The 18,470-nt window shown below is 39.7% G+C and carries 16 protein-coding genes; 5 read left to right on the forward strand and 11 right to left on the reverse strand.

Annotated elements, in window-relative coordinates:
* Nucleotides 1–20: 20 nt before the first annotated feature.
* The 5 genes from OO007_RS09835 to OO007_RS09855 form a co-directional block, all read right to left on the reverse strand.
* The gene (locus OO007_RS09835) at nucleotides 21–1,034 is read right to left on the reverse strand and encodes an NAD(P)H-dependent glycerol-3-phosphate dehydrogenase (protein ID WP_325808663.1); all 1,014 of its coding nucleotides are present in this window, start codon (nucleotides 1,032–1,034) and stop codon (nucleotides 21–23) included.
* Nucleotides 1,035–1,109: 75 nt separating this feature from the next.
* Nucleotides 1,110–1,646 (reverse strand): protein-export chaperone SecB, encoded by a 537-nt coding sequence (gene secB, locus OO007_RS09840; RefSeq protein ID WP_131907456.1) that lies wholly within the window; start codon nucleotides 1,644–1,646, stop codon nucleotides 1,110–1,112.
* Entirely contained in the window at nucleotides 1,639–1,908 is a 270-nt protein-coding gene (gene grxC / locus OO007_RS09845; protein WP_131907457.1) for a glutaredoxin 3, read from the reverse strand. Before grxC ends, secB begins: the two co-directional genes overlap by 8 nt.
* Before the next feature lie 10 nt (nucleotides 1,909–1,918).
* Nucleotides 1,919–2,344 (reverse strand): rhodanese-like domain-containing protein, encoded by a 426-nt coding sequence (locus OO007_RS09850; protein ID WP_131907458.1) that lies wholly within the window; start codon nucleotides 2,342–2,344, stop codon nucleotides 1,919–1,921.
* A gap of 155 nt (nucleotides 2,345–2,499) precedes the next feature.
* Nucleotides 2,500–2,850, reverse strand: coding sequence for an ArsR/SmtB family transcription factor (locus OO007_RS09855; RefSeq protein ID WP_131907459.1), 351 nt, complete (start codon nucleotides 2,848–2,850; stop codon nucleotides 2,500–2,502).
* A 196-nt stretch (nucleotides 2,851–3,046) separates the two neighbouring features.
* Between OO007_RS09855 and OO007_RS09860 the strand changes: the two genes are divergently transcribed.
* From OO007_RS09860 to argS, 3 genes are all read left to right on the forward strand, one after another.
* Entirely contained in the window at nucleotides 3,047–4,291 is a 1,245-nt protein-coding gene (locus OO007_RS09860; RefSeq protein WP_325808664.1) for a murein hydrolase activator EnvC family protein, read from the forward strand.
* Nucleotides 4,292–4,390: 99 nt separating this feature from the next.
* Complete coding sequence (locus OO007_RS09865) at nucleotides 4,391–5,737, forward strand: S41 family peptidase (RefSeq protein ID WP_325808665.1); 1,347 nt, start codon at nucleotides 4,391–4,393, stop codon at nucleotides 5,735–5,737.
* Nucleotides 5,738–5,908: 171 nt separating this feature from the next.
* Nucleotides 5,909–7,636: an arginine--tRNA ligase gene (gene argS, locus OO007_RS09870; RefSeq protein ID WP_325808666.1), complete on the forward strand. Its 1,728-nt coding sequence runs from the start codon at nucleotides 5,909–5,911 to the stop codon at nucleotides 7,634–7,636.
* 24 nt (nucleotides 7,637–7,660) lie between these two features.
* On the opposite strand, the gene OO007_RS09875 is transcribed toward argS, so the two are convergent.
* The 6 genes from OO007_RS09875 to tsaA all read right to left on the reverse strand — a co-directional run bounded on the left by OO007_RS09875 (nucleotide 7,661) and on the right by tsaA (nucleotide 16,912).
* On the reverse strand, nucleotides 7,661–8,134 hold the full coding sequence (locus OO007_RS09875; RefSeq protein ID WP_325808667.1) for a GNAT family N-acetyltransferase: 474 nt from the start codon (nucleotides 8,132–8,134) through the stop codon (nucleotides 7,661–7,663).
* 19 nt (nucleotides 8,135–8,153) lie between these two features.
* Nucleotides 8,154–8,534: a hypothetical protein gene (locus OO007_RS09880; protein ID WP_325808668.1), complete on the reverse strand. Its 381-nt coding sequence runs from the start codon at nucleotides 8,532–8,534 to the stop codon at nucleotides 8,154–8,156.
* Nucleotide 8,535: 1 nt separating this feature from the next.
* Nucleotides 8,536–12,702: a translocation/assembly module TamB domain-containing protein gene (locus OO007_RS09885; RefSeq protein WP_325808669.1), complete on the reverse strand. Its 4,167-nt coding sequence runs from the start codon at nucleotides 12,700–12,702 to the stop codon at nucleotides 8,536–8,538.
* Nucleotides 12,699–14,543 carry an autotransporter assembly complex protein TamA gene (locus OO007_RS09890; RefSeq protein ID WP_325808670.1) on the reverse strand — a complete coding sequence of 615 codons (1,845 nt, stop codon included), beginning with the start codon at nucleotides 14,541–14,543 and terminating at the stop codon, nucleotides 12,699–12,701. The genes OO007_RS09885 and OO007_RS09890 overlap by 4 nt, the downstream gene beginning before the upstream one ends.
* A complete protein-coding gene (gene dacB, locus OO007_RS09895; RefSeq protein ID WP_325808671.1) occupies nucleotides 14,544–16,121 on the reverse strand; it encodes a D-alanyl-D-alanine carboxypeptidase/D-alanyl-D-alanine endopeptidase in 1,578 nt (525 codons plus the stop codon).
* An 83-nt stretch (nucleotides 16,122–16,204) separates the two neighbouring features.
* A complete protein-coding gene (gene tsaA, locus OO007_RS09900; protein ID WP_325808672.1) occupies nucleotides 16,205–16,912 on the reverse strand; it encodes a tRNA (N6-threonylcarbamoyladenosine(37)-N6)-methyltransferase TrmO in 708 nt (235 codons plus the stop codon).
* 169 nt (nucleotides 16,913–17,081) lie between these two features.
* On the opposite strand from tsaA, the gene apaG reads away from it, so the two are divergent.
* Nucleotides 17,082–17,486, forward strand: coding sequence for a Co2+/Mg2+ efflux protein ApaG (gene apaG / locus OO007_RS09905; RefSeq protein ID WP_131907469.1), 405 nt, complete (start codon nucleotides 17,082–17,084; stop codon nucleotides 17,484–17,486).
* A 141-nt stretch (nucleotides 17,487–17,627) separates the two neighbouring features.
* Nucleotides 17,628–18,449: a lytic transglycosylase domain-containing protein gene (locus OO007_RS09910; RefSeq protein WP_325808673.1), complete on the forward strand. Its 822-nt coding sequence runs from the start codon at nucleotides 17,628–17,630 to the stop codon at nucleotides 18,447–18,449.
* Nucleotides 18,450–18,470: the final 21 nt, after the last annotated feature.

Here is an 18,470-nt window from a genome sequence, read left to right on the forward strand (position 1 = left end):
ATTAGAAGTACGGTTAAAAATTAGAATTCAGGCTTCAATTCGCGCGCAAGCAATTCTTTAACAGCATCTTCTGGCGCCATATTTTCGTAAATGACTTTGTGAACGCACGCGCTAATCGGCATTTCAACTCCAGCTCGATCAGCCAACAAATGAATACTATGAGATGTCTTGGCACCTTCTACCGCTTGACCAATTTCAGCGATTGCCACATCAATATTCTTGCCTTCACCCAGCGCCAAACCCAAACGACGATTACGCGATTGATTATCCGTACAGGTCAAAACCAGATCACCCACACCAGATAAGCCCATAATGGTTTCGTTGTGCGCACCCATCTTATCCGCAAGACGCATAATTTCTGCAAGACCTCGGGTGATAATTGCAGCTCGTGCATTCGCTCCAAAGCCTAAACCATCTGAAATACCAGCGGCAATCGCCAATACATTCTTTACAGCGCCACCGAGCTCTACACCCAGTACATCATCGCTGGTGTAAACACGATAATTACCACCTTGAAAAGCCGCCGCAGTACGTTCTGCCAGAGCTACTGTAGAGGCAGCAGCAGTCATTGCTGAAGGTAAGCCCTTGGCTACTTCCGTCGCGAATGTTGGACCAGAAACCAGCCCATATTCTATTTCATCACCCAATTCTTCAATCAACACTTCATGAAGCAATTTACCGCTACCCACTTCCAAGCCTTTGGTTGCCCAAACAATAGTGTGAGATTTATTGAGTTTTGGTTTGAGTTGCTTGAGTAGATCGCGAAAACCATGGCTGGGTATAACGATTAGTTGATCATCAGAATGTTGCACAAGGTCATCGATTGAATCAGTGCATTTGAGGTTATCCGGGAAAGGAATTCCCGGAAGATATGCTGTATTTTCGCGAGCTTTGTCGCAGGCTTCGATATGCTTGGGATCAAAACCCCAAAGAAGCACATCCAGGCCATTTCTCGCGAGTTGCAACGCCAGAGCTGTTCCCCATGAACCTGCACCGTAAACCGATATTTTCTGGGGACGCTCTGATGTTGTCATATTTTTTTTACTCTTCTTAAATTTACTCTTCTAATACTTACTCTTAAACGATATATGCTTAGACAGATCGACTATTTATACTTCAGTCGTCTCTGCTGGTGCTCCACCGTTTGCTTGAGCTTCTTCTTGCTGTTTAGCAATATTTTGAGCATAAAGTGCATCAAAGTTAATTGGTGAAAGATGCATTTCAGGGAAGCTACCTTTTGATACCAAGTTTGAAATCACTTCACGTGCATAAGGGAATAAATTACTTGGACAGTAACTAGCCAATAAATGGTTTAACTGCTCTGCTGGGTAACCTTTAATAAGGAAAGCACCTGCCTGAACCACTTCTACAAGAAATGCCGTTTTACCGTCTTTACCTTTTACTGATACCGTTAAATGAAGTTCAACTTCATAGTGGTCGTCACCTAAAGGATTAACCTGAGTATTTAGATTTAGGTTTGTATCTGGTTCCCAATCCTGCGTAAAAATAGCTGGGCTATTTGGAGACTCAAATGAAATATCTTTAACGTAAACACGCTCGATAATAAACTGTTGCTCTTGAGCTTCTGTATTTTGAACAGCTTCCTGTCCGTTTGCGCCGTTTTGTGAATTTGTATCTTCAGCCATCTTGTTCTATCCCTAATTTCTGATCCAGTTCGCCTTGTCGGTCGAGAGCGGCAATGTCATCATAACCACCTACGGATTCATCATTTATAAAAATCTGCGGAACGGTATTTCGCCCGCTACGTTGTTCCATTTCATCCCATAGATCGCGGTCACGACCTACGCTAATTTCGGTATATTCTACGCCTTTTTTCTTCAGTAGTGACCTTGCCCGCATACAATATGGACAAAACCGTGTGGCATACATGATTACTTCAGCAGGCATAAAATAGTAATTATCGCTTAGTTAACGGTAAGTTTGCTGATTCCCACGCCATGATACCACCAGCAAGATTCGAAACGTTTTCAAAGCCAGCTTTGGTTAATTGGTTGCATGCATTACCAGAACGACTACCACTACGGCAATAAACCAATACCGGTGATTGTTTACTCTTGTTTAACTCACCAATTTTTTGAGGTAATTGAGATAAAGTAATATGTCTGGCGCCTTTAATCATTCCTGACGTTATTTCTTTATCTTCACGAACATCAACAACCACAGCGTCATCTTTATTTAATAACATTACTGCTTCATTCACGTTAACTTGCTTATATTTTCTTGTAGCACGTGATATTTCAATTTTGATGATAAAAAACAATACGGCAATAAAACCCAATATAGGCAATGGGTTATTGCTAGCGAAATCAATATATTCTTGCATGAATTTTCTTTAGAAATGAATAAAAAGGGTAAGATAACCGCACTAGAGCTTTGCGTAAAGCTCTAATACTGTTTTTTCAGACTGAAGAGTCAGTCTAGTAGAATTATACAGGGCAACACGGCCTAATTTTAGAACGTAGAATACGCATATTGCGTTTAATGCGTACTACAAAAAACTTCTTGCATCATGCCGATAAGCTTCAGCGTACGAGCATCGCCTACACGATAAAATACTCGATTCGCTTCTTTTCTTGAAGCAAGTATTCCTTTGTCACGTAAAATAGCTAAATGCTGTGAAATATTGCTTTGAGAAGTGCCGACACTTTCGACAATATCCTGAACACTGACTTCATTTTCACCAAGTACACACAAAATTTTCAAACGTAAAGGGTGTGAAATAGCTTTAAGTGAACGCGATGCTGTTTCAACGTCCTCTTCTCTGACTAAAAGGTCACTGACAAGTGTGCAATTTTCATCTGCGCCTTGAGCAATTTTAGGACTATTCATATATTATATTAACTCGGTAGATGGGTTATATTCGTTATTCAATATATTATAAAACAACGATACTATAATATACTCCGACTGCATTTATATCAAGCCGATTATAATTTACGTTAAAGCTTAAAAGTTCGTTTATGAACTGATAAAATCTCGACAAATGGGGCTAAAAATTACAACAATCAAATCTAAAACCGTGTCCGTGAAATTAAATGTTTTCACAACACTTGTGTGTGGCCTGTTACTTATAACGCCTTTAACTACAAGCTTTGCAGAAACATCTGGGCAAAAACGCAGTAATATCCAGAATAAAATATCGAGCGCAAACAAATCACTAAAGAAGGAGCGTAGTAAATCTCAAAAACTCGCTCAAAAAGTGACTATTACCGAAGACAAGCTCAATGAGATTTCCAAAAGACTCCACAACACCGAGACTAAAATTAATACATTAACGACCAATCTAAATAAGTCTAATGAAAAGAAACGGAAATTATTGATACAAACCAATCAACAAAAAGATGCCCTCGCACAGCAAATGCAGGCTTTGTATACATCGGGCAAGCAGTCTCATTTGCGCTTATTGCTAAAGCAGGATAACCCTTCAGATATTAGTAGGACGATAAAGTACTACGAATATATGAACAAACACCGCTTAAAGAAAATAACAGGCATTCAGAAACAGCTTGATGAAGTAAAACTAATTCAAGATCAGATAAATACTGATACTAAGACCTTAAATGAATTGCTAGCCAAACAAAGCTCTAGAAAAACGCTATTGAAAAAGACAGTGGCAGAACATGAGTCGGCTCTTAAGAAGCAAAAGAGAGTTGTCTACTCGCAAGAACAAAAATTATCAAAGCTACGAAAAGAAGAATCACGCCTGAAAGGAGTGATAGAAAGACTCGCTCAAAAAAGAAAAAAAGAAGAAGCAGAACGAAAAAGACAGGAACAACAGAAAAAGTTAGCTAGCCAGAAAAAAACGCCCAAGGCTAATCCCAAAGCAACGCAACCTAAGAACACAGGTACTGCAGTCAGCAGACGTTATGTACCTAATAAACCGTTTTCTTCTTTGAAAGGAAGACTTTCATGGCCTGTCAAAGGGCGGCTCACACAAAAATACGGCAGCAATAGAAACACCAAACAAAAATGGAAAGGTGTCGTCATTTCTGCTCCTGCTGGGTCGAATGTATATGCTATTGCACGCGGCAAAGTAGAATACAGCGGCAGACTCAAAGGATATGGCTACCTTGTTATTATTCGTCATGACAAAAATTATCGAAGCTTATATGCTTACAACCGAAGTGTTTATAAGAAAGAAGGGCAAATTGTTAAAGCCGGAGAAGTTATCGCCGCTGTAGGGAATTCTGGCAGCCAAACTAATTCTGGTCTTTATTTTGAGATACGCCGTGGCACAACCCATCATAATCCAGCACAATGGTGCAGATAAGCATTAAAAAATAAGCATTTAGGTAACTGCTTATTTAGTGACAATATCGCTACTATTAGGGTAATATCGGGTCATCTTACCTGTATATTAGAGAGTAGTATGCCCTTGAAAAAATCACTAACAACCGGCGTCATTTCTGGCGTTGCAATTGGGCTCGCTGTCTCTTTTAGCATCAACGCGTTTGCTTTAAAACCAAGCTCACAAACGCTCCCCCTTGCGCAACTAAAAAAGTTTTCGGAAGTCTATGCCCGAATCAAAAACGATTATGTTGAAGAGGTGGACGACAAGAAACTCATCACTGATGCGATCAGTGGCATGCTGTCTGGGCTTGACCCTCACTCTGCTTACCTTGATGAGGAAGCTTTTACAGAATTGCGGGTGGGCACTTCTGGTGAATTTGGAGGCTTAGGTATTGAGGTCGGCATGGAGAATGGCTTCGTTAAAGTCATCGCTCCCATCGACGACACACCAGCCAAAAAAGCAGGTTTAAAATCGGGTGATTTGATTATTCGTTTAGGCGACACATCGGTTAAAGGATTAACACTTAACGATGCCGTTAAAATAATGCGCGGCAAACCCGGGGAACCTATTGATCTATTGATTACCCGAGAAGGTAAATCCAAACCCTTTAAAATCACCATCGTTCGTGATGTGATTAAAGTAAAAAGTGTTAAAAAGAGAATTCTGGAAAAAGACTACGGATACCTTCGTATTTCCAGCTTCCAATCTAAAACCACAGATAACACTAAAAAGGCTGTTGAAGACCTACTGAAAGAAAATAAAGCATCACTTAAAGGACTTGTACTAGACCTAAGAGATAACCCTGGCGGGGTTTTAAATGGAGCTGTTGGCGTATCTGACGTTTTCTTGAGCGAAGGCAACATTGTCTACACCGAAGGCCGTGTTGATGACGCCCTGATGCGCTATAACGCAACACCTGATGATTTACTCGAAGGTGCGCCTCTTGTTGTACTCGTAAATCAGGGATCAGCCTCCGCCTCTGAAATTGTAGCTGGCGCCTTACAAGATCATAAGCGAGCATTGATCATTGGGACTAAAACTTTTGGTAAAGGATCTGTTCAAACAGTACTCCCTCTGGATGAAAAGACCGGCGTAAAGCTCACCACAGCTCGTTATTTCACACCATCAGGAAGATCAATACAGGCAAAAGGCATTGAGCCAGACATTACCGTCGAAGAGCTTGAATTCAAGAATAAAGATGAAAATACTGATGATGAGATTTCCCCTCTTTCAGAGGCTGATTTAAGTGGTCACATCTCCAATCCGAATGGAGAAAAGAAACCAGAAACGACTAAAGAAGATACAACCGAAACAGACAAAAAATCAGAGAAGAAATTAGTTGAAACTGATTTTCAACTCTATGAAGCCCTTAATTTACTGAAAAGTATGAATCTGATTCAGGAAATGAATTTAAAGAAAGGGTAATTGCATCTGGCATTAGCAAACTCTTTACGGAGTAAAGGGTGACTAAACGCATAGTCACCCCCCTACTTTGAGGCACTTTTTTAGGGAAGACCAAATATTAATTAGTCTTACACTTAAAGTTTTCGCTAAAGAGTAAGGCATCTATCATTTTTTGCGGTAGAATCCCCGCCCATGAATATTCGCACACAACTTGAAACAATAATCACTCAGGCATTGGCCGATGCTGGCGCGCTTAACGATGCTCCTGCCGTTGTAAAAACTTCCTCTCGACCAGAGTTTGGTGACTACCAGGCAAATGGCATAATGGGCGCAGCAAAAGCACTCAAAATGAATCCCCGAGAATTTGCCGCCAAAGTTATAGAAAACCTTGATCTCTCGACCTATGCGGATAAGCTGGAAATAGCCGGCCCTGGATTTATCAATATTCATTTAAAGAACGAGTGGCTGCAACAACAAGTAGAAAAAACGCTCGAGTCAGATAGATTAAATATAGAGAAAGCAGAACACCCTGAAACCGTAGTCATCGATTACTCTGCGCCGAATCTAGCCAAAGAAATGCATGTGGGCCATTTGCGCTCTACAATCATAGGTGATGCTATCGCGCGCGTTTTAGAGTTTACTGGGCACAAAGTCATTCGCCAAAATCATGTCGGCGACTGGGGCACTCAATTTGGCATGTTGCTCACATACATGGGCGAGTTAAAACAACAAGACAAAGAAATCACCCTGCAATTAGCTGATTTAGAAAAGTTTTATCAAGCAGCAAAAGTGCGCTTTGATGAAGATGCTGATTTCGCTAAACAGGCACGGAATAACGTAGTTAAACTGCAAGCAGGTGACCCAGAGTTTCTAGCCTTATGGAAACAGTTCATTGATACCTCCCTCACTCATTGTGATGAAATCTATAAAATTCTAAACGTATTACTAACACGTGAAGATGTAATGCCAGAAAGTGCCTATAACAACGACTTGGCCAATGTTATTAGCGATCTGAAAACAAAAGGGCTATTAACTGAAGACCAAGGTGCGCAATGTGTTTTTCTCGAAGAGTTTAAAGGTAAAGACGACTCGATCATCCCGATGATTGTGCAAAAATCTGATGGTGGTTATTTATACGCGACGACAGATTTAGCCGCACTTCGTTATCGTAATGATACGTTGAAGATGACACGTGGTCTGTATCTTGTCGACGCACGCCAAAGTCTGCATCTCAGACAAGTATTTGCTGTCGGTAAAAAAGCTGGATTTGTAAAAGAAGAAACTAGCCTCGAACACATGGCATTCGGCACCATGATGGGTAAAGACGGCACACCGTTTAAAACACGCACAGGTGGCACTGTAAAGCTTATTGATTTACTCAATGAAGCCCAGCAGCGTGCGCTTGATCTTGTTACGGAAAAGAACCCAGACTTAGATCAAAAAAGTCGAGAAAGCATTGCCAAGACTGTTGGCATCGGCGCAGTAAAATACGCAGACTTGAGCAAGAATCGGACGTCCGACTATATTTTCAACTGGGATACCATGCTCAGTTTTGAAGGAAATACAGCCCCCTATTTACAGTACGCCTATGCTCGAATTCAAAGCATATTCCGTAAAGCTGAAGCAATTGATACATCCGCAAAGATTATTATTGAAGAGCCTGCAGAACGTCAATTAGCGAGCAAGCTATTACAACTTTCCGAAGCTATTGAAGCAGTAGCGAAAGATGGTACACCTAATATTTTGTGTAATTATCTTTATGAGTTATCTGGAAACTTCATGACGTTTTATGAAGCTTGTCCAATTATGAAAGCCGATGAAAACACCAAACAAAGCCGCTTAAGACTCTCTCAGCTGACCGCTAATACGCTGAAAACTGGATTGGACTTGCTTGGTATAGATGTAATGGAACGAATGTAACGTATTCGTAGATTGACTGAAGCATTAATTCTCAATCATTAATTTAAAGCCTTCGTGCGAGGCTTTAAATCCAAGATCATTATAAAACCGGATAGCATCAGAACGCTGTTTGTTTGAGGTTAACTGAACAATATTACACCCCCGTACTTTGGCGCGTTTTATTGACCATTCGAAAAGCTGCTTACCATAACCTTTGCTGCGATGATCCTTATGCACTCGCACACCTTCGATCAAGCAACGCCATGAGCCTTTATAAGTGAGATAAGGAATATAGGTTAGTTGCAACATGCCAACAATATAAGTATCCGAATCTTCCGATCTTTCCGCCACTATCAGCTCATTATTAGGATCATCGCTAATGACTTTTAACGCATCGATGTAAGCTTGATTAACTGGTGTAGATGAATCCTCTCGATGTGCACCAAGCTGATCATCAGCCAGCATTTCTATTAGCTTACTCAGATCTCCTTCTTCTGCATTTCTATAAATTAAATTCATTTTCGGCTCTATTTTGACTTTAGCAGGATTTAAGTTTAACCGCAGCGGATAGCTTTTCTTCTGAAATAGGGAAACTCAGTGCTTCACTAATATCATAGCGAGCCTGCAATTTAGCTAATTGGCTTTCGTGTTCTTTATCATAGAAAATGACCACTCTAATACCATTATGCCTTTGAACAACAGACATCATGGATTCTAATGAGCTGGTTCGATCACGAAAGTCTGATTGATAATTAAATTCGGCGACGATTACAGTAGGGACTTTTTTCTTAAGCAGCTTTAGCACTTTTCGCATACTGGTTTCGGTAATGACTTCAAAACCTAGGCCTTGATACAATTCAGTGAAATTTGGGTATCCCCCTATTTCACTGACTGCTAACAACAATGGAGATTCACTCACCCTAATCTCTTTCAAACTCGTAAATTAAATCAAGACCATATTCATCAACGGATGTTTCAGCTTCGAGTGACAACACTTTATTAATTTTATACTTAATCGCAATCTTTTGGGTTTGGTCAAACAAACCAAAGAGATAGCGCACATATAATCGCGAACCTAATCTCTTACCTAAAGCCAACTCACTTTCTCGCAAGTCTTCTTTAGTTACGATATTAACGTCGTCCAGACCAAATGATGCACCGATATTTTGCGCCAAACTTCCACTACCGGTTATTCCCAAGCCTCTGACCGCTGACATCAATAACGCACTTTCCTGACCTGATGCTGACGATAGGCTATGCCCTGTTAACAAGAAGCTTAATGCCTCACTTTCTTGCATTGCAGGGTTAGAGAAAATAGTAGATTTTGGATTGAGTACATTTCCTCCAAGGTGAACACCAACCACTTGATTATCAACTGTTCTAGTAGCTCGAATATCCATACCCACAAGCTTGGGTGAACCATTAAATATCAGACGACCATTATTGATTTCCAGGTCCTGACCATAAGCTTGAAATTTTCCATCAGTCACTCGAAGAGAACCATTGGCCAAGACATCACGTCTGTTATGAGTCACATTAACGTCGCCAGAAAGTTTTGCCTTTAAACCAAATGCATCTAGTCGCACTCTATCGCCTATCACGATGACTACATTAGGTTGTAATTTAACCGCCGAAACCTGCTCACCAGGCTTGTTTTCACCAATAACAAAAGCATCTCCCGACTCATCGATACTACTTTCCGGGATATCATTTAAACGAATATCAGCATAAGGAATAGTCACCTTGCCTTTGATACTTACTACTTCAGGAGATAAGCCTAATACGATGTCTGGCGACATATTTGCTTTAATCTCATTGGTGTTCATGAAGCGGATATCATTACCACTAATTTTTATATTAGCTTTCCACTTTGCCACATCATTAATGTCCATATCACCAGTGACATTTAATGCTCCTTTACCCATCAACATTTTTCCGTTGATTCTAGCTTTACCCGGCTGATCGGCAATGACATTGATATTGATATCGGTTAATTCTGTACCTGCTTCTGGTAATCTTAGGTAGGCATTTTTAATATCTGCCTGTCCTTTTATCTGGGGCTTACTTAATAAACCACTAAAGCTAATTTTGCTGCTAAGAGCGCCTCGCAAACCTCGACTATGTGGGATAAGTTCCTGCGCGAAGTTTATATTTGGTATATCAAAACTAGCCTTGCCATCGATTGTATGTTTTCCATTTTCTGGTGATAGTTTTACCTTGGCATTCGCTGAAAACTGACCACGATTGACAATTTTCATCGAAGCATCAGCATTGATGGTTCGATTATCTATGGTTGCATTAACTTCCGCATCTTCATAAAAGAAGTCTCGTTCTTCATCATCAGTTTTAAACGAAAAACTATTACTTGGCAGTTTAAATTGAATTTTACCCTTTGGTTTACCGTTATTTTGGTTAATATCGTAGGAGCCATTAATCACCCCATTAACTGTCATTCCCTCTGGCAACCATGGCTTAGCTAGATCTAAAGGTATCTCTTTTAACGTACCTTTTGCGTTAAGCCCTATACTTTCTGACCAACTTGCTGTTGAACAAGCATTCGTTTTTTTACTTGATAAACAAAACTGCTCTGCACTAAACCCACTTTTAGAAAGACTGATTCGTGCAGGCTTTTGCAGCGCCCAATCGCCTGCTTGCGTATCATCAAGCTTTAATTGTTGAAGGATTCCACTCCACTGTTCATTTTCCCAGCCACCATTTGCTTTAAGTTGTACCTTAGCCTCTTGGTGATCAACAAAGGCAGCAAGGGTATGGTTTTCAATAGACCCATTTAACTCTAGACTTGCGTTATCTATTTTTTGACCATCACTTTCAAGACTTTTCAGCTTTCCATTTATTTTATAAATATTGTTTGTAGTACTCGCCGTAAAATCTGCAGAATCCAGCTTGAAAGCTTTATAACTTAATTTCTTTGCATCTACAGTTGCATTGATAATAGGCTTATCTATAGTTCCCTGTAACTGTCCTTTAACGATTAATCTACCTGATAATTCGGGCGTAATTTCTTTAAGATTTTTACTGTCAATATTCCAGCTTAAATCAAAAGGGCTACTCGCTCGACCAGAGACCTCAAAACGATTATCCCCTATTTGAGTATTTAACGATTTAACCATTGGAATACCATCAACGAGCTGAACTTCACCTTGAAGATTCATCGCAGATTGACCCAATTTAAAGTCCTGATATTGCAAATTTGAGGCAACTAATTTTGTTGTGATAGTGGGCGATTTATACAATCCAGTTATCTTGGTATCGCCCTGTATACGCCCTGCCAGATCAGGGGATACCCGTGTTAATTCAGGCGCATTAATATTTACGTTTAAATCTAGTGGCTCACCGGCATTACCATTTATTTGCAGAACATTTTTACCGCTCGCTAGCTTAAGATCCTTTAGAAGGATATTTTTATTATCTAAGCTTACCTCGCCTTTTAAGGTAAGAGCTACTTCACCTTGGCGGATGCCATTAAATTCAAGTTTTTTAGCAGTAATATCCAATGTCGCGACAGGCTTATCAATATCTCCTTTTAAAGAAGCAATTCCATTAATACTACCTACTAACTGAGGTGATACTTGCTTTAAATCTTTAGCCTCTATTTTCCATTTTAAATCAAATGGTTCAGTTGCATTACCCGTCAAACCGACAGTATTCTTGCCGCTTTTAATTAATGCACTTTTCAGTGTTAACACGTCATTATCAGCAACAACATTGGTTTCTATCAGTATAGGTACTGAAGATTGCTTAAAGCCTGCATATTCAAGATTATTAGCAGTAACTTTCGCCTGTATTTCTGGCTTTTTATACTCACCTTTAATCGAAACTTCACCTTCAACCCTGCCTGCAACATCTGGTACTATTTGTTTCAGTGATTTTGCGTCTAATTTAATATCCAGGTTCAATGGCTCTGTTACAGCTCCATCTACCAGAATATTGTTATCGCCTAATGTAAGCTGTAGCTTGTTTGCACGAACTAGACTTTCTCTTTCGGTAATCTGGCCTTTTGCAGTTAACTTTTGCTCTCTAAACAATCCATCCAGCTCTAAAATTTGTAGCTGGTTTTCCAATCGAGAATCTAAAAAAGTACCTGTATAATTTAATTTGGTATCGGCACTAACTGGCCATTCTGGCAGCAAATTACTCGAAGTTAGGTTTTTCGCATCAACATCAAAGTTCCAACGGATTTCTGGATCCCATTCGACTTTACCTATTGCTTCTGCATTACCATGAAGGCTGGTTAATATCACATCTTCGATAGTAACCTGCTTATAATCACCCTCACCTTTTACCTGTATATTCCCTTTGCCTAATTGTTCTTGCTCTAGCACTAGATCGCCATCAAAAATGTAATTAGTTAGGGTGCCTTTCAGATCAACGTTACCATTAATATTTCCGATAACATCGTGCTCAAATGATGCTGTGCCTTTGGTTGTAATCTCATGCGGCTGATTCATGTTCAGTTGCCCATCGACCACATCTATTCTTAAAGGTTTGTCCAAAATAATTGGGGCACCTCTTAATTCCTCAAAATTAAGTATATTGTGTTTTATCGTCGCTTTATTTAATTGAATATCTTGAATCTGGAAGAGTAAAGTCTGGCTCTGACTATCACCCGGAATACTTTTAGTAATTTGTAATGATTCTAGTTTTAATATGTCTGCATCGATATTGATGGGCAAACCAAAGTTAGGTAATGAGGTGACATCTTTACTCACTTCATTTGTATTTTTTGCTTTGCCTTTCAAGTCTATAGAAAGCTTTCCGACAGTTACATTTTTGGCATAGATCTTTTCATTTTTGATATCAAACTTATTCAGTTTTACATCAATATCTTCAAGTACAACAGCGACACCATCTTCCCAAACAAATTGATCAACATGAAGCCCGGACAAAACACTGCCAGATACCCCCTTAAGTGTTAACTGCTTTAAAGAAGAGTCCGCAACATACGCGATAGCTTTAGGCCCTATCGGCGTAAATAGTGTAATCACCAAGGCAAATAATAGAATCAGTAATAGCGACATCACCCAGAATAATGGTGAGAACACATATTGATTTAAATGTTTTCTCACAAATCTGATCCTACGCTTAAATGTAAATGAGGATCACCAAAGTCATCTTTAGGAAAGCCTATATCAATACGCACAGGCCCTACAGGAGAACTCCAACGCGCACCAAAACCTACGCCAACTTTTAGTCCTGGGTCACTCCAATCACTAAAAGCATTACCTGCATCGACGAAAACAGCCGCCCCCCAGGAATCACTAATGGGATACTGATATTCAAGACTCAAATCCAACAGATGCTTACCACCAATAACTTTTCCATTATCATTTTCTTCACCCAGACTTTCGTAGGTATAACCTCTGACACTATTACTACCACCAGCGAAGAACCTTAAACTTTTAGGCAGGCTATCAAAATCTGAAACTATTGAAGAACCTAGATTCATGCGGGCTAAAACACGTCCAGGACCTACTTGCTTGATACCTTTTGCTTGCACTTTAAGTCGAGTAACATCTTGATCGCTCAGGACTGCTTCCAGAGCTGAGTCCAAAGATAGTTTCAACCGCCACCCATCCTTAGGATTGAGTAAGCTATCTGCGACTACTTTTTCTAAACCAACACCAAACATCAATAGTTCGGCATCGGTTTCATCCTCATCATCAACCTGTGTTTTATCTCTTATCGCTTTTATTGAGGCTGTCCTAACCCAGCCATTGTCAAACTTACGAACCAATGTCGCTCCGACAGACAGCGTATGACTTTCTATATCATCGTTAGAGTCTTTCTTTAAATCAATGCTATAGATCAGGCTATTATCATCAGGATTATTTCTTGGGTTTAATAGCTGTATTGAAAACTCTGGAAGTTTCTCGGCATATTGCGCTTTAACCTTTAACTGTTTTCCACTTTTGCCTAAGTAACGCCTATTCATTTCTACGGCAACACGGGCACCTGTATCAGAGCCGTAACCCACTTTAAACTTGTAAGCGTTTCGTTTTTTAGGAGTTAACGTAATGACAACGGGTAAGCGGAAATTTTTAGCCTGCTCATTGAGTACTTCGACTTTAATCAGATTAAAATAACCACTACGTTGTAGAAGTTGTTGTTGATTAATGAGGTCTTCTGCATAGAAAGGGCTGCCTGTTTTAAGCAGTATATATTTTGACATCGCTTTTTCAGACAAAAGATTTTGATCTACCGTTATTTCACCATATCGGTAGCGCTTTCCCGTATTTAGAATAAGTACAACACTTGCTCGATAAGAAACAGGGTCAACTTTTATGCTGTGCTGCTCAAATTCAGCATCGTAATAACCAAGCGTTTGCGCAGCCTCAGAAAGCTGAGTTTTGAAATCAGTATATTTCTGGTGATTAAAAACATCTCCCTTGGCATAGGGTTGCTTCTTTAAAATATCGGTAAAAAGTTTTTCGTTTTTACCTTCGCCAACAACCTGAGTTAATATTGACGTTACTTTGGTTGGCTCCCCCGGTGTAATTCTTAAGCGTAATTTCCAGCAATTATCGACGATTGAACCACCAGAAACCAACTCAGCATCGTAGTACCCTAAAGCTCTGGTAGCCTTTCTCAGATTCTTTTTTACCGTAGTGAAAAATTGTTTCACTTCTGCACGATCAGCCTTACATTCTGGTACCGTAACAGGCATATGGAGTTCGATGTTTTTCTTTAAGTCATCATCTACACCAGTGACATCAATAGTGGCTAAGTTTGCTTTTGAAAGTTCTTCGTCTTTATCCGATTTTTTATCAGATTCATTATCAGCGCGCTCTGTTTCAGTCTTTTCAGCTACATTTGCCGATTCACTATCGGCATCATCGTTTGCATCTCCTGCAAAAACAGAAGACGTAAGAAGTAAACCACATAGAATAAAGGATAAGCTTTTCAACATTTATTGCTCAAAGCTCCAACGAAGAATGGCATCTTGTATTTTTGCGCCACGCCCAGCCCCTGTTCTTTTTCCATTGTGTTGAATCGCAATAACAAGCCTTTTACCTTTTCTATTTAACATATACCCAGAGATAGCCGTCACAAAGTCTAAAGTACCTGTCTTCAAATGACTTCTTCCACGCAATTCATCTTTTCTAAAACGATTAACCAATGTTCCATCAACACCGGGGAGAGATAGCGATGCCATAAACTCAGGCATAAACGGATCTCGAAAAGCAGTTTCTAATAAACTGCCCATTTGACGTGCAGTAATTAGCGCTGATCTCGATAAGCCAGAACCATTTTCTAACTGAATGCCAGTAGTATCGATATGATTAGCATTTAAAGTATCTAAAATGGCTTGTCGCCCCTTTTGCAGGGTTCCCGGTGATCCATATTTTTTCGCACCCAAGGTCAGCAATAATTGTTTTGTCATCACATTATTGCTCCACTTATTGATTAGACGAATTTGTTCTCCTAGTGTTGGAGAGCTATGCACATGAAATAGTTCATCATTTGCCGATACTCTACCTATCTTCATGCCGCCTTTAAGAGTGCCGTTAAGGTCTAACCAGAAATCTCGAAAGGCATTGAAAACATGCTCTTCAGGTTTTGAAACAGCACGCAAGATAAAACGTTGCTTACATTTTGCGGCATAGTTACCGCTAATTACTAACTTACCCTTTTTATCTCTTTTAAACTTCGGGCGTAAATGCGAATTTCTACAACGTCCCTTGACTAATTTTATCTGATTATCGACGTTAAAATCCGGTATTTCAGGATAAGGCGTTATCTTTACTTTACCCAGTGTCTTAGATTTATTTTTCTTTCCTTTCGATTTCTTCTGTTTCGACGCCTGCTCATTAACCTCAGGTGTAAATAAAAAACGGGTTGCTTGAAAATTAAACATAAGCGCGGATGATTCCGCATTATAGATTCTAAATGCCTTACCGTCGAAAGCCCCAGGATCATAATCGTCTAGCTGAAAAAAACTATTATCGATAATAATATCGCCGTTAATCTGCTTTAACCCCTTATCACGTAAGGTTTTAACCAATTTCCAGAAATTTTCATAAACAAGAAATGGATCACCATATCCCTTTAAAACCAAATCACCGTTTAACACCCCCCCACTTATAGGCCCTTTTGTCCAAACCTCTGTTCGCCAGGAATAATTTGGCCCTAATTCTTTTAAAGTGGCATAAGTCGTCAGCAACTTCATGGTTGATGCAGGTGTGCGTAATTTATTCGCATTTAGTTCCAGCATTGGCGCATCAGCGTTTAAATCTCTCACATAAACACTGATATTTTTCGTTGGGATTTTATATTTTTTTAACAGTTTATTGACTGACTCTGGCAATTCTTGAGGCTGTTGTTGATTGATATAGAAGGTTTTAGCAGGTTGTGGATCATTACTCTCTGAAGATGCCTTGAGTTGACTGGATTCTTTTGCCCCAACGGATGCGGACATAAAAACCCCACAGGCAATCATCATCTTCGCGCAAGATAAGAAACGCTCTTTATTGCCTGTTATTTTCATGAAATCCCCAATCTACAAATCACTGATCTTTATTCAGAATATCGTTATATTATATTGTTATATATATCGCTACCGCATCAATCTCAATCGATACTTAAGACCTTGATAGTGTTATTTTCGCAGTATTGCCACCTTAGGTCAAAATCAAGTAATTTCATTGAGTAGATTCGTTGGTCGTTCGTGTTATTTTCATGATAAGAAGGTCTTGGGTCGAGTTCCAATAATTGCCTTACTAAAACCTCAACATCTTCCCCTAAACGATGACTTGCATCATGACACGCCTGAATAATTTCATCACTCATAAGCACTGTCATATAGCTTGAGGGTTTTTCTTTCGCATAGCCTGCTTCTGCTTCAGGTATCGCATCTACATAAGGCAGATAAGGTTTTATATCCAAAATGGGCGTTCCATCGACAAGATCGCAGCCTTTAAGATGCAATACAACTCCTGAAGATTTCATTTCAATACCTTCCAACTCAACGACCGATAACCCAATTGGATTAGGACGAAACGTGGAACGCGATGCAAACACGCCTACTTTTTTATTTCCACCCAGTCGTGGCGGTCGGATCATAGGCTTCCAACCTTGTGATTCTGTTTGATGAAAAATAAATTGCAGCCAGATATGTGAAAAACCCTCTAATTCTCGGACACTCTCCTCTGTAAATATCTTATCCAGTTTAAGCTGAGCTTTTGCAGCCGTTACTAATCCGGGTTGTCTTGGTATCCCAAACTTCTCCTTGAAACAGGAGGATATTAATCCAATCGGTGTAAAATTTAGGCTTTTCATCCTGCCGGATTATACTGATGCTCCACCTCATTATTAAATGCTTCATACAAAAATAATCAAATGAGACTAGAATTAGAGCTAAACTTAGCTACATTCATATTTTACAAAATTATTTTAATTAACCGATGTCATACAACAGAGCTGTAAAATAGCAAAGGCCTGAAATTTTATGAGTCAAGATAGCGATGAGGATGCCGTGTTGAATAATTATAATATCCAAGTAACCGTTTCTACCCAGTACATAGAAGCTGAATCTAACCCCGAAGCGAGTCGATTTGTTTTTGCTTATACCATCAAAATTGAGAACAAAGGTGATATCGCCGCCAAACTAATCAGCCGCCACTGGATTATTACGGATGCAAATAACCGCATACAAGAAGTGAAAGGCAAAGGCGTTATCGGCGAACAACCCTATTTAAGACCTGGCGAATCCTTTGAGTACACCAGCGGCACAATGATGGAAACACCTGTTGGATCAATGCAAGGCACCTATCAAATGGTTGCCGACGATGAACATCACTTCGATGCCATTATTGATCCATTTACGCTGGCACTACCGAGAATGTTGAACTAGTACTCACAGTACGAAAACCCATCATCAAATTAGGTGCTCCATTCATCTTAAGTCAGTAGACAAAATTTGCTTATAGACATAATCTTTGCTTAACCCCAAAGATAATAGTCACCTAATAATTACAACAAAGACTAATAATTGATGAAGATAGCAACTCACTATTTCTCCAGCATTGTTTTATGCACTTTTGTTCTGGCCTTTAGTAGTCAGGCAAATGCGGCTATGTATAAATACGTCAAGAAAGATGGCTCCACTCTGCTTTCAGGCGAAAAACTCAAAGGCTCAGGATTTAAATTAGTAAAAATCTACCAGATCAAGAAAAAGGGCGCGTACAAATCCAGCATTCGAGAAACACCCAAAACGACAAAAACATCGACCGCTAAAAAATCAAAACGTAAATCTACTTATAAAAAACGTAAGAACACTAGACTCAGCAACAACAAGGGCATCAAATATGCCAACCTAGTCGATCCTAATGGTCGCGATAATGGGATTATTGTTGGCTGTGGGAATGATCGTCATTTAAACAAACAAGCACGCGTTTACAAAAAGCCGATTCAAATCTATTCACGTATTTACGATGTAGATGAAGAGCTGATTCATGCAATTGTAAAACAGGAATCCTGCTTTAATGAAGGCGCACATTCGCGTGTTGGAGCGATCGGCTTAATGCAATTAATGCCACAAACTGCCCTCGGTTTAAGAATTAACGACCCCTGGAATCCAGAACACAATATACAGGGTGGCGTTAAATACATCGCAAAGATGCTGGAAAGGTTTGACGGCAATTACAAACTAGCGATTGCTGCTTATAACGCAGGTCCTGGTAATGTAAATAAATACAATGGGATTCCACCATTTAACGAAACCCGAAATTACGTAAAGAAGGTTTACGCCGAATATAAACGCCTGAAAAAAGTAGGTATTGGTTATAAGAAAAAAATACAACTGGCCTTTAAATAAGACACCTGAAGCACTTTCGTA

The organism is Cocleimonas sp. KMM 6892, assembly GCF_035798195.1.
Lineage (GTDB): Bacteria > Pseudomonadota > Gammaproteobacteria > Thiotrichales > Thiotrichaceae > Cocleimonas > Cocleimonas flava.

Excerpts from the sequence above, each read along its gene's own strand:
- tsaA (WP_325808672.1), bottom strand. The coding sequence starts at position 16,912 with ATGAAAAGCCTAAATTTTACACCGATTGGATTAATATCCTCCTGTTTC.
- dacB (WP_325808671.1), bottom strand. The coding sequence starts at position 16,121 with ATGAAAATAACAGGCAATAAAGAGCGTTTCTTATCTTGCGCGAAGATG.
- apaG (WP_131907469.1), top strand. The coding sequence starts at position 17,082 with ATGAGTCAAGATAGCGATGAGGATGCCGTGTTGAATAATTATAATATC.
- OO007_RS09910 (WP_325808673.1), top strand. The coding sequence starts at position 17,628 with ATGAAGATAGCAACTCACTATTTCTCCAGCATTGTTTTATGCACTTTT.
- OO007_RS09890 (WP_325808670.1), bottom strand. The coding sequence starts at position 14,543 with ATGTTGAAAAGCTTATCCTTTATTCTATGTGGTTTACTTCTTACGTCT.
- OO007_RS09855 (WP_131907459.1), bottom strand. The coding sequence starts at position 2,850 with ATGAATAGTCCTAAAATTGCTCAAGGCGCAGATGAAAATTGCACACTT.
- argS (WP_325808666.1), top strand. The coding sequence starts at position 5,909 with ATGAATATTCGCACACAACTTGAAACAATAATCACTCAGGCATTGGCC.
- secB (WP_131907456.1), bottom strand. The coding sequence starts at position 1,646 with ATGGCTGAAGATACAAATTCACAAAACGGCGCAAACGGACAGGAAGCT.
- OO007_RS09865 (WP_325808665.1), top strand. The coding sequence starts at position 4,391 with ATGCCCTTGAAAAAATCACTAACAACCGGCGTCATTTCTGGCGTTGCA.
- OO007_RS09875 (WP_325808667.1), bottom strand. The coding sequence starts at position 8,134 with ATGAATTTAATTTATAGAAATGCAGAAGAAGGAGATCTGAGTAAGCTA.
- grxC (WP_131907457.1), bottom strand. The coding sequence starts at position 1,908 with ATGCCTGCTGAAGTAATCATGTATGCCACACGGTTTTGTCCATATTGT.
- OO007_RS09850 (WP_131907458.1), bottom strand. The coding sequence starts at position 2,344 with ATGCAAGAATATATTGATTTCGCTAGCAATAACCCATTGCCTATATTG.
- OO007_RS09835 (WP_325808663.1), bottom strand. The coding sequence starts at position 1,034 with ATGACAACATCAGAGCGTCCCCAGAAAATATCGGTTTACGGTGCAGGT.